Source organism: Oceanobacter kriegii DSM 6294, assembly GCF_000422845.1.
Lineage (GTDB): Bacteria > Pseudomonadota > Gammaproteobacteria > Pseudomonadales > Oceanobacteraceae > Oceanobacter > Oceanobacter kriegii.
On record NZ_AUGV01000019.1, the window covers coordinates 40,841 to 54,332 of the forward strand.

Annotated in this window: 14 protein-coding genes; 7 read left to right on the forward strand and 7 right to left on the reverse strand. The window is 57.4% G+C overall.

Annotated features, from left to right (window positions below; all coding sequences use genetic code 11):
• Window positions 1-52 precede the first annotated feature (52 nt).
• Window positions 53-523 carry a phosphatidylglycerophosphatase A family protein gene (locus tag G516_RS0110835; RefSeq protein WP_036535922.1) on the forward strand — a complete coding sequence of 157 codons (471 nt, stop codon included), beginning with the start codon at window positions 53-55 and terminating at the stop codon, window positions 521-523.
• 36 nt (window positions 524-559) lie between these two features.
• On the opposite strand, the gene G516_RS0110840 is transcribed toward G516_RS0110835, so the two are convergent.
• A complete protein-coding gene (locus tag G516_RS0110840) occupies window positions 560-1,237 on the reverse strand; it encodes a zinc metallopeptidase (RefSeq protein ID WP_028293673.1) in 678 nt (225 codons plus the stop codon).
• 241 nt (window positions 1,238-1,478) lie between these two features.
• On the opposite strand from G516_RS0110840, the gene ribA reads away from it, so the two are divergent.
• Window positions 1,479-2,117: a GTP cyclohydrolase II gene (gene ribA / locus G516_RS0110845; RefSeq protein ID WP_028293674.1), complete on the forward strand. Its 639-nt coding sequence runs from the start codon at window positions 1,479-1,481 to the stop codon at window positions 2,115-2,117.
• 37 nt (window positions 2,118-2,154) lie between these two features.
• Here the strand turns inward: ribA and G516_RS0110850 are convergent, their stop codons facing one another.
• The 5 genes from G516_RS0110850 to G516_RS0110870 form a co-directional block, all read right to left on the reverse strand.
• Window positions 2,155-3,486 carry an HD domain-containing phosphohydrolase gene (locus G516_RS0110850; protein WP_051219279.1) on the reverse strand — a complete coding sequence of 444 codons (1,332 nt, stop codon included), beginning with the start codon at window positions 3,484-3,486 and terminating at the stop codon, window positions 2,155-2,157.
• A complete protein-coding gene (locus G516_RS0110855) occupies window positions 3,479-4,546 on the reverse strand; it encodes a sensor histidine kinase (protein WP_156879020.1) in 1,068 nt (355 codons plus the stop codon). The genes G516_RS0110850 and G516_RS0110855 overlap by 8 nt, the downstream gene beginning before the upstream one ends.
• Window positions 4,547-4,773: 227 nt before the next feature.
• A complete protein-coding gene (gene dxs, locus G516_RS0110860) occupies window positions 4,774-6,657 on the reverse strand; it encodes a 1-deoxy-D-xylulose-5-phosphate synthase (RefSeq protein ID WP_028293677.1) in 1,884 nt (627 codons plus the stop codon).
• Window positions 6,658-6,800: 143 nt separating this feature from the next.
• The gene (locus tag G516_RS0110865) at window positions 6,801-7,700 is read right to left on the reverse strand and encodes a polyprenyl synthetase family protein (protein ID WP_028293678.1); all 900 of its coding nucleotides are present in this window, start codon (window positions 7,698-7,700) and stop codon (window positions 6,801-6,803) included.
• Window positions 7,697-7,945 carry an exodeoxyribonuclease VII small subunit gene (locus G516_RS0110870; RefSeq protein ID WP_028293679.1) on the reverse strand — a complete coding sequence of 83 codons (249 nt, stop codon included), beginning with the start codon at window positions 7,943-7,945 and terminating at the stop codon, window positions 7,697-7,699. Before G516_RS0110870 ends, G516_RS0110865 begins: the two co-directional genes overlap by 4 nt.
• Window positions 7,946-8,091: 146 nt before the next feature.
• Here G516_RS0110870 and pomA point away from each other — a divergent pair, with 146 nt between their 5' ends.
• The 4 genes from pomA to G516_RS0110890 are packed head-to-tail and all read left to right on the forward strand — an operon-like array spanning window position 8,092 to window position 11,237.
• On the forward strand, window positions 8,092-8,850 hold the full coding sequence (pomA, locus tag G516_RS0110875; RefSeq protein ID WP_028293680.1) for a flagellar motor protein PomA: 759 nt from the start codon (window positions 8,092-8,094) through the stop codon (window positions 8,848-8,850).
• 5 nt (window positions 8,851-8,855) lie between these two features.
• Entirely contained in the window at window positions 8,856-9,836 is a 981-nt protein-coding gene (locus tag G516_RS0110880) for a flagellar motor protein MotB (RefSeq protein ID WP_028293681.1), read from the forward strand.
• Window positions 9,823-10,458: a PilZ domain-containing protein gene (locus tag G516_RS0110885; RefSeq protein ID WP_028293682.1), complete on the forward strand. Its 636-nt coding sequence runs from the start codon at window positions 9,823-9,825 to the stop codon at window positions 10,456-10,458. The genes G516_RS0110880 and G516_RS0110885 overlap by 14 nt, the downstream gene beginning before the upstream one ends.
• Before the next feature lie 17 nt (window positions 10,459-10,475).
• Window positions 10,476-11,237 (forward strand): 16S rRNA (uracil(1498)-N(3))-methyltransferase, encoded by a 762-nt coding sequence (locus G516_RS0110890; protein ID WP_245582655.1) that lies wholly within the window; start codon window positions 10,476-10,478, stop codon window positions 11,235-11,237.
• 109 nt (window positions 11,238-11,346) lie between these two features.
• Here the strand turns inward: G516_RS0110890 and G516_RS0110895 are convergent, their stop codons facing one another.
• Window positions 11,347-12,042 carry a Frag1/DRAM/Sfk1 family protein gene (locus G516_RS0110895; protein WP_028293684.1) on the reverse strand — a complete coding sequence of 232 codons (696 nt, stop codon included), beginning with the start codon at window positions 12,040-12,042 and terminating at the stop codon, window positions 11,347-11,349.
• Window positions 12,043-12,118: 76 nt separating this feature from the next.
• Between G516_RS0110895 and radA the strand changes: the two genes are divergently transcribed.
• Window positions 12,119-13,489: a DNA repair protein RadA gene (gene radA / locus G516_RS0110900; protein ID WP_028293685.1), complete on the forward strand. Its 1,371-nt coding sequence runs from the start codon at window positions 12,119-12,121 to the stop codon at window positions 13,487-13,489.
• The last annotated feature ends 3 nt before the right edge of the window (window positions 13,490-13,492 follow it).

Here is a 13,492-nt window from a genome sequence, read left to right on the forward strand (position 1 = left end):
CGGCGGCCGCTGCCTTATCATCCCCGACCTTGTTTCTTGCGGGGGAATCACCTTGGCCACCAACACACTCACGCGCTGGCAGCACTGGCTGGCATTCGGACTGGGCTCGGGCCTGGCACCCAAAGCACCGGGTACCTGGGGCACCCTGGCGGCCGTTCCGGTTTGGTGGTTGCTGTTACAAGACCTGCCGATGACCGCGTATCTGGTGATGCTGGTAGCCACCAGTGTGCTGGGTATTTATCTGTGTGGAAAAACCGCCCATGACATGAATCTGCACGATCATCCGGGCATTGTCTGGGACGAGTGGGTCGGTTTCTGGATTACCTGCATCGCCCTGCCTGCGGGCTGGCCATGGATCGTGGCCGCCTTTGTGCTGTTCCGCTTCTTCGACATTCTCAAGCCCTGGCCAATCCGTTGGCTCGACGATCAGGTGCACGGCGGCTTTGGCATTATGGTGGACGATATTCTCGCGGGTTTGATGGCTTTGGGGATTATTCAGCTGGCCGCCTGGTGGCTTGGCTAACCTCGCAAATAACGCAACCAATGCCACACACTGGCGTCAGCGCCGTAGAAAGCGCAACCAACGCCACACATTCAGCAGGCTCATCAACGAGCCTGCCACATAGGTAAAGGCCGCCGCCCGCAGAATCGTCCTTGCCTTGGCCATATCACGGGCATCCAGATACTCCCCTTGCTGCAACATCGGCAGCGCCTTGCCAAAGCTGGCATCCAATTCCACCGGCAGGGTTACCAGATGCACCAATGTGCTGATGAGCATGGCTCCCAGTGCAATCAGGATTGACCAACGACTGACCGCCGGATTCACAAACGCCAACAGCGGCGTTGCCAGCAGCGCCACCGGAGCCAACCGTTGCACCCAGGCTGAAAATACCGCCAGCCGCCCCCGGGTCAGGAACATCGGCTCCTGACGATGATGCTGCAATGCATGACCCACCTCATGGGCGGCAACCACCACGGCAGTCAGGCTGCGCCCCGCAAATTTGTCCTGGGTCAGCCGCACCGCTCGTTTTGATGCATCGTAGTGATCCCCCAGCTCCGTACTTTCTACCACCACGCCGTCGATGCCATGACGGGCAATCAGATGGCGCGCCATGTCGGCGCCGTCGCCGGGAAAATCCTTGCGCACCTTGCTGTGTTTGCGCAGCACATGCTGCACCCAGAGATTGGGCAGCAACACGATGGCCAACAAAATCAGCACTGACATCACGATCAACATAAAAAGCGCACCTGCATGAATGAAACACAGTGTTGGCGGGGGTTAACCACAGAGCACAGTTTAACGACGATTCAGCTCATATTTGTGCCGATTTTGGCCGTTTCTGCGCCCCTGCTCCCATGTAACGGCTGCCAGTGCCAACAAACGACAGCCGATGACGCCTGACCATTGTAACCCGTACTTTGGTGAACACTGCGACTGCTGGTAGACTACGCCGCCTGTTTCATCGGAGGTGGAAGCCTTGACCATTCAGTACATCGCATCATCCAAATTGCCGACGCCCTTCGGTGTCTTCACCATGCACGGCTTTGAAGACACGATTACCGGCAAAGAGCACGTCGCTCTGACGATGGGTGATGTGGCCAATGGTGAACCGGTACTGGCTCGCGCGCACTCAGAGTGCCTGACCGGCGATGCCTTGTTCAGCATGCGTTGTGACTGTGGTTATCAGCTGGAAACTGCTCTGCGTTCCGTGTCCGAAGCTGGCCACGGCGTGGTGTTGTACCTGCGTCAGGAAGGTCGTGGTATTGGTTTGCTGAACAAGATTCGCGCCTACAACCTGCAAGATCAGGGCGCTGACACAGTAGAAGCCAATGAACAGTTGGGCTTTGGTGCGGATATGCGTGAATACAGCATGTGTGAGCCGATGCTGAGCCATCTGGGCATTCATTCCATCCGTTTGATGACCAACAACCCGCGCAAGGTAAAAGCCCTCAGCGATGCCGGTGTGAACGTGGTGGAGCGAGTAGCGATTGAAGTGGGCCGCAACCCTCATAACGACGGTTACCTGAACACCAAGGCCAGCAAACTGGGCCATATGATGACCGCTCAGGCAGCGCCTGCGGCCGAGATCACTCATCAGGACGACCACGCCAGCTGATACCTTCAGCTGGCTATTAGCTCTGCCTTATCTGGTTTTAATCTGTCCCTTCTTTCACCGTCAGCAAGATCTTGTGACCTTCGTACTGGCGCGCCAGCGCGGCCATTTTGATCACATGACGGTCTGTCAGCTTGGTACCTTCTGACAACAGCACCACACCTGCGGGGCTGACCAGACTGGACGCCAGCACCATGCCGGCGCGCGCTTCTTCCACTGGCACCTTATCCAGATTCGACGCTACCCCTTCGCCAAAGTCGTCCAGCACTTCCATAAACAGGTCGACCAGCTCCCGGTCATAACGGCTGCCTGCGGATTTCAACAAAAAGGCGCGGGCATCGGCGTCCTTCATTTTTTCACCCAAAAAGTTGTGCTCCCGCTGCAGGTCGGCAAAGTCGGTGACAATGCGCAGCAGGCGAGCTGGCAACGGAATGGCCTTGCCTTCCAGCTTGTCGGGGAAGCCCTTGCCGTTGAACAGCTCCATGTGCGAGCGAATGATGTTGGCGGAGTTGTGCAAAGGTTCCAGCAGCATCAGGGTGGTTTGACCGTTCACCGGAAAGCGCGAGTACTCTTTCTTCTCGACCAGATTCATATCGGTCAGTGACTTCACCAGCACCACATCTGGCAGTGGCACCTTGCCGATGTTTTTCAACAAGGCGGCGTAATACAGGTCCTGAATTTCCTGCCCCACCAGACCGGCAAATTCACCAAACAACTTCGACAAGCGCGCCAGCCTCTCGCTGCTGCCCGGCTCTTCACCAATGCGCTGCTCAACGATGCCCACCAGCAGATGCACCATGCTGTTGAATTCCTGTACCAGGCTGCGATAGGCGGTATCCAGCTTGGCCTCGGCGGCACCGGCTTCGGAGGATTTGACCTCAACCTGACTCGACAGCTCCTTGTTCAAGCGTGCCAGCTCGGCGTTCTGATCAACGATGCGGGCCTGCAAGCGTTGGTTGGCGTCTTTCAGCACCGCGGTTTGCAGGGCATCGGCAATGATGCCGCGCAGCTCCTGGTTGTCCCAGGGCTTGTTGACGTAGCGGAAGATGTTGCCTTCGTTAACCGCCTTGATGGTCGATTCAATGTCGGAATAACCGGTCAGCAGCACCCGCACCATGTCCGGGTAACGCTCGTAACAGGTTTTCAGCAACACATCGCCGGTCATGCCGGGCATCCGCATGTCCGAAATGATCAGATCGAATTCTTCGTCTTCCAGAATTTGCAGTGCGGCTTCACCACCTTCTGCGGTTACCACTTCGTATTGGCGATACAGCAGTCGCTTCAGCGCCTGCAATACCGCCGGTTCGTCGTCGACCAGAAGAATCCGACCGGACTTTTCATTGGTGTCTTCAACCACGAAATCATCAAACATTGCCGCTCTCCTCTTCCCGGGGCAAAGGCAGGAAAATCCTGAATGTGGTGCCCTTGCCAGTCTCACTCTCCACTTCGATGCGCCCGTTGTGTTCGCGCACCAACTGCATACTCAGGGACAACCCCATACCGGTTCCGTCGTCGTCACCCTTGGTGGTAAAAAAGGGATCAAATATTTTTTCCCGAACCTCGTCGGTCATGCCCGGGCCGTTATCTTCAATCACCAGTTCCAGCTCACGCTCGTGCAGTCGTTCCAGCAAGCGGATATGGCCAGACTCCGGGTCTACTGCCTGAATGGCGTTAACCAGAATATTCAGCACCACCTGACCAATCTGGGAGGCGTTGCACAGCAGCGTCGGGCTGACGTCCAGCAGCTCGGCGTGCAGGGACAAGCCGCCCTTGAGACGGGTTTTGGCGATGTTAACGATGGCTTGCAGCTCTTCATTGATAACGCACGGCACCTTGGGACCGTGACCGCCCTTCACCAACCGCTTCATGTCACGGACGATCTGGCCAATGCGCTCAATGCCATTCACCGCATCTTCCAGACGGTCAGGCAAGAACTCGAGCACTTCGGGAATGCGATTCTGGCGGTAAGCCGCGATCATGTGCTGGGTGGCAGGATGATCCCGGCCGATGAGGTCGGCGGCGCCATCCATCGATTTGATGAAACCACGCAGGCTGTCGAAGTCCTCCTGCAACTCACGCAGGTTACTGTCGACGTACGCCACCGGGTTGTTGATTTCATGGGCAATGCCCGCCGATAACTGGCCCAACGCCGCCAGTCGCTCGGTTTGTTCAATTTGCTGCAAGCGTTCGAAAGAAATGACCAGACCCGCGCCAATATCGGTTGCCGCCGCAGGCGCTTCAGGCTCTGGCTGCAAACCGGCTTCAGACGGCTCAGCCTCTGGCAGCGCAGCGTCAGACGACGCAGTGTCAGACCGCGGCAAAGACCGGAAAACCCACGCCGTTGCCGCCATGGCGACAACCACCCAGGCAACGGTACTGGTCGGCGCAAACCACAAGGCTGCGGCCAGAATCAAGGCTGGTAAAACGAGCAAGCGATTGACGACCACCGCTACCCCCCTAACGTACAGTGTTACCAGTAAGTTAAGCAGTTTTTCGGGAAAACGCAGGGCGGCTTTGTAACCCCGAATAACAACGCGGGTTACGGAGTGTGTTTGAGGGGATCAGACGGGTATCCGATGATTGATAGATGGTTGATAAACCGGGCTGCTGTGGCCATATGCTGCCATACAGCAGTCCTTGTCTATGAATCAGAAGCCGCTCAGATGCGGCTCAGACGTTGCTCAATGGCGGCCAGAAGCTGTTCGGTATCCAGCTGAATGTCCTGCCACTGACGGGCTGGACTGGCGTGTTCAATGTAGCGATCCGGAATACCGCGTAACAGCACCGGACAGGCAATGCCCTGCTCGGCCATGGATTCCAGCACGGCGCTGCCAGCACCGCCCATGGTGGCGTTTTCTTCCAACGTCACCAGCAGGTCATGGTTGGCTGCCAGCTCGGCAATCAGCTGATGGTCGATCGGTTTTACAAAGCGCATGTCGGCAACGCTGGCATCCAGCGATTCCGCCACTTGCAGCGCATTGGCCAGAGGCGCACCGAACGCCAGAATGGCAACTCGTTTACCCGCTTCCGCCGCCGATTCACGCATCATACGGCCTTTGCCCATTGGCAAGGATCGCATGGTGTTTTCTGGCACCGCACCGGTACCACTGCCACGTGGATAACGCACCGCCGCCGGGCCTTCAAACTGATAGCCGGTGTACAGCATCTGACGGCATTCGTTTTCATCGGATGGTGTCATCACCACCAGATTCGGAATGCAGCGCAGGTAACTGAGATCGTAGGCGCCGTGGTGGGTTGGGCCATCTTCGCCGACCAGACCAGCACGGTCGATGGCAAACAGCACATCCAGATTTTGCAGCGCAACATCGTGAATCAGCTGATCGTAGGCCCGTTGCAGGAAGGTGGAGTAAATCGCCACCACCGGCTTGCTGCCTTCACAGGCCAGGCCCGCCGCCAGCGTCACAGCGTGCTGTTCAGCAATCGCCACATCGTAGTAGCGATCCGGGTATTCATGGGAAAAACGAATCAGGTCAGAGCCTTCACGCATGGCTGGAGTAATGCCCGCCAAACGCTGGTCGGCAGCGGCCATGTCGCACAGCCACTCACCAAACACATTCGAATAGGTCGGTTTCGACTTACCCGCACTGGCACTGCTGGCGACCGGCTTGAGCGCGTGATAACCGATAGGGTCCTGCTCTGCTGGCAGGAAGCCCTTGCCCTTGCGCGTCACAATGTGCAGGAAGCGCGGGCCCTTGAGTTCGGACAGGTTACGCAGGGTTTTCACCAGCTCTTCAATGTCGTGGCCATCCACCGGGCCAAAATAATTGAAGCCGAATTCTTCAAACAGGGTGCCCGGAGCCACCATGCCTTTCATATGTTCTTCGGTGCGGCGAGCAAATTCCCACGCCGCCGGAATCTTCTCCAGTACCTTTTTGCTGCCTGCGCGCATGGCAGAGTAGGTTTTGCTGGACCAGATTCGGGTCAGGTATTTGTTCAGAGCGCCAACGTTGTTGGAGATCGACATGTCGTTATCGTTGAGGATAACCAGCATGTCGGCCTTTTCGTGGCCGGCGTGGTTGAGGGCTTCAAACGCCATACCGGCGGTAATCGCACCGTCACCAATAACCGCCACGGTGTCTTGCTCGCGGCCTTGTTGGCGATGTGCCAAAGCCATGCCCAGCGCCGCACTGATGGAGGTGCTGGAATGCCCCACGCCAAAGGTGTCGTAGTCGGATTCGTCACGCGTCGGAAATGCCGCCGGGCCGTCTTCACGGCGGATTTTGGTCATTTGCTCGCGGCGGCCAGTCAGCACCTTGTGCGGATACGCCTGATGGCCCACGTCCCACACCAGTTGGTCGTCCGGAGTGCTGAACACGTAATGCAGGGCCACGGTCAATTCGACCACGCCCAGACCGGCAGCAAAGTGCCCGCCCGACTGGCCAACGCTGTAGAGCAGGAATTCGCGCAGTTGTCGGCAAACTTCCTGCAACTGCTCTGGCGGCAATTCTCGCAGGTCGGCAGGGCTGTTTATTGCGTCCAGTAACGGTGTTTCCGGGCGCAAACTCGGTATTTCGGTAAACATCACGGTCGAGTTTCCGGTCAATCAACCCGGACGTCGGCGTCTGAGCTGATGCGGGTTTGGCAAAAAAGGGCGACCATTCTAACGATTGTGGCCGTCAAAGAGTAGGCCAACCGTTGCTGACCCGTTATTCAGGGGGATTGTAGTCAATGATCCCGTTCGATGACGTAACGCGCCAACTGCTCCAGCAGGCGGGTTTCGCCCCCCTGCTGACGCAGGCAATCCAACGCTTCCAGCGCCTGTTCGACCAGTTCCCGGGCTTTCAAACGGGCTTCGTCCATTCCCAGCAAGGCCGGGTAGGTTGGCTTGTTGAGTGCCATGTCAGCACCTGCCTGCTTGCCCAGCGTGGCGGTATCGCCTTCAACATCGAGAATGTCGTCCTGCACCTGAAACGCCAAACCAATGGCTTCAGCGTAGGTTGTCAGCGCCTGTTGGCTGCTGTCAGGCAGCGGCCATTGCACCGCCATCGCACCCAGTTGCACCGACGCCAGAATCAAAGCACCGGTTTTGCCACGGTGCATGGCTTCCAGCTGCTGCAGGGTCATGGCTTTGCCAACATGGCCAAGGTCGATCGACTGACCACCAACCATACCAGCGGCACCCGCGGCACGCGCCAGCAAGCGGGTCATGGCAACCTGTTGCCCCGGCTGCAAGGAGGCATCTTCCAGCAGAATTTCGAACGCGCCGGTCAACAAGCCATCACCGGCCAGAATGGCGGTGGCTTCGTCGTAAGCGATGTGGGTGGTGGGTTTGCCACGGCGCAGATCGTCGTCGTCCATGGCTGGCAGATCATCGTGAATCAGGCTGTAGCTGTGGATCATTTCCATCGCCACAGCCGCAGAATGGGCTTGCTCGCTCTGGCCACCTACGGCCTCTGCGGCGGCCATGGCCAGCAGCGGGCGCAGGCGTTTGCCACCATTCAACAGGCCATAGTTCATGGCCTCGGCAAGGCGGGCGTCGAGGCTGCCAAGCTGGTCTACAGCCTGTTGCAGCAGGCCGTCCATTTGTTGCTGTACCTGACCCAGACGGGCTTTCAGATCGGTCATTCAAAGCCGCCTTGCTGTGGCGGTGTAAAGGCTTGCTCAACACTCTGGCCGTTCTGTTCAGTCAGCAGCCGTACTTTTTGCTCAGCGTCGGCCAATGCTTGCTGGCAGGCGCGGGTCAAACGCACCCCTTGCTCAAACGCACCCAGCGATTGCTCCAGTGTCATTTCGCCGCTTTCCAGCTGTTCCACCAGGCCCTCCAGTTGGGCCAACGACTGCTCAAAATCAAAATTCTGTTGTTCAGACATATCTGCACCTGTGTTCCATGGCGCAACAGTAGCGGTTGCGCCCCGCTTCAACAAGTCAGCGGGACGGATTTTGACCACTCGGAGGAAGAAACCAAATGTTTGTCTAAACTCATTTCAGGGTTCTGTGAATTCAAAAAGGAGCCGTTGTGGATCTCGCGACGCTGGTAGGAATTATTGGTGCATTCGCCATCGTGGTCATGGCGATGGTGATGGGTGGTGATATCGGTATGTTCATCAACGTACCCTCCATCCTGATCGTATTTGTCGGCAGCTTTTTTGCCGTAATGATCAAATACGAACTCGGCCAGGTGCTCGGTTTGGGCAAGGTGATGGGCAAGAGCTTTTCGTTCAAGCTCAGCAAGCCGGAAGTCATCATTGAAGAAGTGGTTGAACTGGCGGGCCTGGCTCGTAAGGGCGGCCTGCTGTCGCTGGAGGGCAAGGAAGTCAGTGATGATTTTCTGTCAAAAGGCATTCAGCTACTGGTCGATGGCCACGACCCGGACGTGGTGCGCACTATTCTGTCGAAAGAAGCCAAGCTGGCCAGCGATCGTCATGACGTTGGCTCGTCTATTTTCGCCGCCCTCGGTGATACCGGCCCGGCGATGGGGATGATCGGTACCCTGATTGGTCTGGTGGCCATGCTGGCCAACATGGACGACCCCAAAACCATTGGCCCGGCGATGGCCGTGGCACTGCTGACCACGCTCTATGGCGCCATGTTGGCGACCATGTTCTCACTGCCAATTGCCGACAAGCTCAAGCTGCGTAAGGACGAGGAAGACCGTTTACGCGCCATGATCATCGATGCCCTGCTGGCCATTCAGGCCGGACAGAACCCGCGTGTGATTGAATCCATGCTGCAGGCCTACATTGCCGAAGGCAAACGCGCACCTTCAGGAGAATAAGCCGTATGTCTGCTGAAGAAGAACAGGATTGCCCCCCCTGCCCCGCGGGGCTACCCGGCTGGGTAGCGACCTTCGCCGACTTGATGTCGCTGTTGATGTGCTTTTTCGTACTGTTGCTGTCGTTCTCGGAAATGGACGCACTGAAGTTCAAGCGACTGGCCGGTGAGCTGCGTAATGCCTTCGGTGTGCAAACCGTCGTTAACGCCGATGATCCGCCCAAAGGCACCAGTGTGATTGCCCGCCATTTCAGTCCATCGATTCCGGAACCGACCCCGATCAACGAGGTACGGCAAAAAACCAGCGACATCACCAAAAGCTCGCTGGAGGTGATGTGTCAGGACGAAATCACCCAGCAGGAAGAAGCCCAGAACGACATGGGCGAACAAACCCGCACCATCACCCAGCCGGAGCCGTCGGAAAGCAACGAGGCGACCGAGGAAAACGCCTTGCAGGTGGCCAACCTGCTGGAAGAGGAAATTGCCCAGGGTCAGATTGAAATTGAGACCGTCGGCCAGAAGATCATTATCCGGATTCAGCAACGGGGCACGTTTGCCTCTGGCTCCGACTACATTGCCGACCGCTTTCTGCCGGTGATCGACAAGATCCGGGCTGCGCTGGTGACCATTCCCGGCATGATTTCGGTGGAAGGCCATACCGACGACATCCCGGTCAGTGGCGGCCGTTTCCGCTCCAACTGGGCGCTGTCGGCAGCCCGGGCAGTGGCGTTTGCAGAAGAGCTGTTTATTGCCCCGGAACTGGATGAAAACCGTTTCCAGATCGTCGGTCATGGCTCGGCACGGCCACTGGTGCCAAATGAGGATACCCTCTCCCGGGCTCGTAACCGTCGGGTCGAAATCATTATCCTGCGTACCCGCCCCAACTCCGACGACGACGAGCCGGAAATCGAACCGGATATGGACAGAATCAACGATGCGGTGAATGCTGCACCAGAAGACTTTGAGTTGAGACCAAATGAAATCTTCTGATTCCAACACGCCATGGGATGGCGTCGAACGACGTGAATACTTTCGCCTGGACGACCGCGCCCTGCTGGGGCTCGAGATCATCGAACGGCTGGAAGACGTTGCCCCGGAAATCGGTTCCCTGCAACAACTGGAACAGCAGATTTCCACCCTGCTGTATCGGGTGGAATCCAAGCACCCGGACATTGCCCAGCTGTTGCAGTTAATGAACCAGAAGCTAAACCGGGTCGCCGGTCTGGATCAGGACCCCAATGTGTCGATCCCGGACAAACCGGTCGACATCAACCTGAGTGCTTGCGGCATCCGTTTTGAAACCTCGGTAGACCTTGAAGCGGCCCGCTTTATCCGGCTGCACCTGACCTTGTTACCGGATCATATGAATCTGGTGCTGACCTCCCGCATTGTGGCGCTGGAAGCCGGTTCAGCGGCGGGTATGACGCTGGTGCGAGCAGCCTTCGAGCCGGTTGATGAAAACAATCTTGAAGTGCTGGTTCAGCATATGATGCAGCTGCAACGGCGGCAGGTAAAAGCCACCCTTGATGCCAAGGCGCTGGCCGCTGTTGCCAACACGGCCCCTGAAGCAGCCACGGAAAAAGCCAACCCGCCCCTAGATCAGCCAGACTGACCACGACCGGCTTTGGTATGATGCAGGCTCCGACATTCGAGTTTGCTGACACCATGGCCGCCCCACGCATTTACACCCCGGAACCCCTTACCGTCGACGCCACCATCAGTCTGGAAGAACAAGCCAGCATCCACCTGCTCAGGGTGCTGCGCATGGCCGTTGGCGACCCGATTCGGCTGTTTAACGGCGACGGTAACGAGTATCAGGCAGAGATTGTTCAGGCCGGCAAAAAGCAAGCTGACGTTCGTGTACGCGGCATCAATCAAAGCGATGAAGAGCTGCCGCTGAACATTCAATTGGGACAGGTGATTTCGAAAGGCGACAAGATGGACTTCACCATCCAGAAAGCCACCGAATTAGGGGTTTCTGCCATCACCCCACTGATCAGTGAGCGCTGTGACGTGCGCCTTAAAGGCGACCGCATGGACAAGAAGCTGGAGCACTGGCGCAAGGTGGCCATTTCGGCCTGTGAACAGAGCGGCCGCAACCGCATCCCCGAGATTCTGCCAGTGCAGCAGATGAGTGACTGGGTGCAGGACTGCGATGCCAACCTGAAACTGATTCTGCACCCGCACAACCAGAAACCTCTGGCTACCCTCGACAAGCCCTACAGCATTGCGCTGATGGTCGGTCCGGAAGGCGGCTTTACCGAAGCCGAAGTAGCGCAGGCCCAACAGGCAGAATTTTCCGGCCTGATTTTGGGCCCACGTATTTTACGTACCGAAACCGCGGCATTGGCGGCGGTGTCAGTATTGCAGTACGTCTGGGGCGATTTTTAATCAGAACAGCAAACGACAAACCCCGAGGTTTGTCAGCTGCTCGGGTTTGCAAATGGCCAGTTTTACAAATGACTGAATAGGATGGGCACTTGTGCCCATCACAGCCCCGCTACTCCTGCCCGATACTGATGCGCACGTCCTTCCAGTCCCACCAGCTACTGATAAAGTAAAAACCGATAAACAGCGTCGCCCACCATTCGATGATGCGCTTGCCGTTGGTCATTTCAACGCCGATGGTGACGCCCGCAAAAGCAATAAACTGGAACCACAGCAACGCGATCAACACGGTTTTAAACCAGAAAGACGGCACCTGAAAACCGCTGCGACGAGCGCGGAAAATCAGCACATAGTTAATGGTCAAAGCGATCAGCATGCCCTGGAAAAACAGGTTGGCGCCCTTCACATGCACGGTCCAGTTAGTGTCGGCTTTTTCCGGCAACAACACCGCCGTCCCGGCCAGCAAACCAACCGCCGCCAGCACCCCAAAAAAGCTCATAAAGCCACGACTGACCTTGCCCGCCACCGGTGCCAGCCACACTGACATCAGCATCCACCAGACCACAAAATACACACAGGCCGCGACCATACCGCCACGGAAAATAAAACCGCCGTCGCCCTTCATGCCGGTGTGGGTAATGTCGGTACAGCCTTCAATAAAGGGGTTACAGATTTCTGCCGTGCCCTGTAGCGCCGCTACCCAGTAGGTAACCGCGATGGTGCCCATCGACAGCAAAAAACTCATCAAGGCGATATGACGACCAAACGACATGTCAGCTCCCGTAGTGAAATTCAAATCGGTGGCCATTATGCCCGCCCCACTGCCCTTGTGCAGCGTGTTATTCTGCATTCCATCGAGATAGCAGGGTGTAGAGTTCAACGACATGGCCAAGAAAAAAACCGCCTACGTTTGCAATGACTGTGGCACAGACCACTCCAAATGGCAGGGCCAATGTACCGGCTGTGGTGCCTGGAACACCTTGCAGGAATTTGTGGTGTCGTCGTCCAAAACCGCCGCCCGCAGCCAGAACTTTGGAGGCTACGCCGGTGCTGCCGGACAAGCGGGAATCCAGACGCTGGCCAGCGTCGACCTGGCTGAACGGCCGCGCTTCAGCTCCGGCATGCAGGAATTCGACCGAGTGTTGGGTGGTGGTCTGGTGCCGGGTTCAGCGATTCTGATTGGCGGTCATCCGGGTGCAGGTAAGTCCACACTACTGCTGCAAACCATGTGTCATCTGGCGGCTCAAATGCCTGCCCTCTATGTGACCGGTGAAGAAAGCCTGCAACAGGTGGCGCTGCGTGCCCATCGACTGGGACTGCCCACCGACAAGCTCAGCATGCTCAGCGAAACCAGCGTCGAACAGCTGATCAATACCTTGCAGCAGCACAAACCGTCGATTGTGGTAATCGACTCGATTCAGGTGATGCACGTCGAGGGGGTGGAGTCCGCCCCGGGTTCGGTGTCCCAGGTACGCGAAAGTGCCGCCATGCTGACCCGCTTTGCCAAGCAAACCAACACCGTGCTGTTACTGGTGGGCCACGTAACCAAAGACGGCACACTGGCGGGCCCGAAAGTGCTCGAACACATGATCGACTGCTCCATCATGCTGGAAGGCTCTGGCGACAGTCGTTACCGCACTCTGCGAGGCATCAAGAACCGTTTTGGCGCCATTAACGAACTTGGCGTATTTGCGATGCTGGACACCGGCCTGCGGGAAGTAAAAAACCCCAGCTCAATCTTCCTCAGCCGCGACGACAACCCGTCGCCGGGCAGTGTGGTGATGGTGATCTGGGAAGGCACCCGGCCCTTGCTGGTCGAGATTCAGGCCTTGGTCGACGACAGCCATTTTGGTCATCCAAAACGGGTGGCCGTCGGTCTCGATCAGAACCGTCTGAACCTGCTGCTGGCGGCGCTGCACCGCCACGGCGGTATCGCCCTCGGCGATCAGGATGTCTATATCAACGTCGTGGGTGGTGTGAAGGTAACCGAAACCAGTGCCGACCTGGCCTTGCTGATTGCCGCCCTGTCGAGCTTCCGCGACAGCGCCATTCCACAGGATACGATTGTGTTTGGTGAGGTGGGATTATCGGGTGAAATTCGCCCGGTGCCGTCCGGTCAGGAACGTATTCGGGAAGCCGCCAAACATGGCTTCAAGCGCGCCATTGTGCCCAAGGCCAATATGCCGAAACAGTCTCCGGAAGGTATGACGGTGATTGGGGTTGAGCGCCTGCAACAGGCGCTCGAAGCGATCTGATCG

Excerpts from the sequence above, each read along its gene's own strand:
- G516_RS0110840 (WP_028293673.1), bottom strand. The coding sequence starts at position 1,237 with ATGTTGATCGTGATGTCAGTGCTGATTTTGTTGGCCATCGTGTTGCTG.
- G516_RS0110870 (WP_028293679.1), bottom strand. The coding sequence starts at position 7,945 with ATGTCTGAACAACAGAATTTTGATTTTGAGCAGTCGTTGGCCCAACTG.
- G516_RS0110850 (WP_051219279.1), bottom strand. The coding sequence starts at position 3,486 with ATGTTTGATGATTTCGTGGTTGAAGACACCAATGAAAAGTCCGGTCGG.
- G516_RS0110890 (WP_245582655.1), top strand. The coding sequence starts at position 10,476 with ATGATGCAGGCTCCGACATTCGAGTTTGCTGACACCATGGCCGCCCCA.
- G516_RS0110885 (WP_028293682.1), top strand. The coding sequence starts at position 9,823 with ATGAAATCTTCTGATTCCAACACGCCATGGGATGGCGTCGAACGACGT.
- radA (WP_028293685.1), top strand. The coding sequence starts at position 12,119 with ATGGCCAAGAAAAAAACCGCCTACGTTTGCAATGACTGTGGCACAGAC.
- dxs (WP_028293677.1), bottom strand. The coding sequence starts at position 6,657 with ATGTTTACCGAAATACCGAGTTTGCGCCCGGAAACACCGTTACTGGAC.
- G516_RS0110865 (WP_028293678.1), bottom strand. The coding sequence starts at position 7,700 with ATGACCGATCTGAAAGCCCGTCTGGGTCAGGTACAGCAACAAATGGAC.
- G516_RS0110880 (WP_028293681.1), top strand. The coding sequence starts at position 8,856 with ATGTCTGCTGAAGAAGAACAGGATTGCCCCCCCTGCCCCGCGGGGCTA.
- G516_RS0110895 (WP_028293684.1), bottom strand. The coding sequence starts at position 12,042 with ATGGCCACCGATTTGAATTTCACTACGGGAGCTGACATGTCGTTTGGT.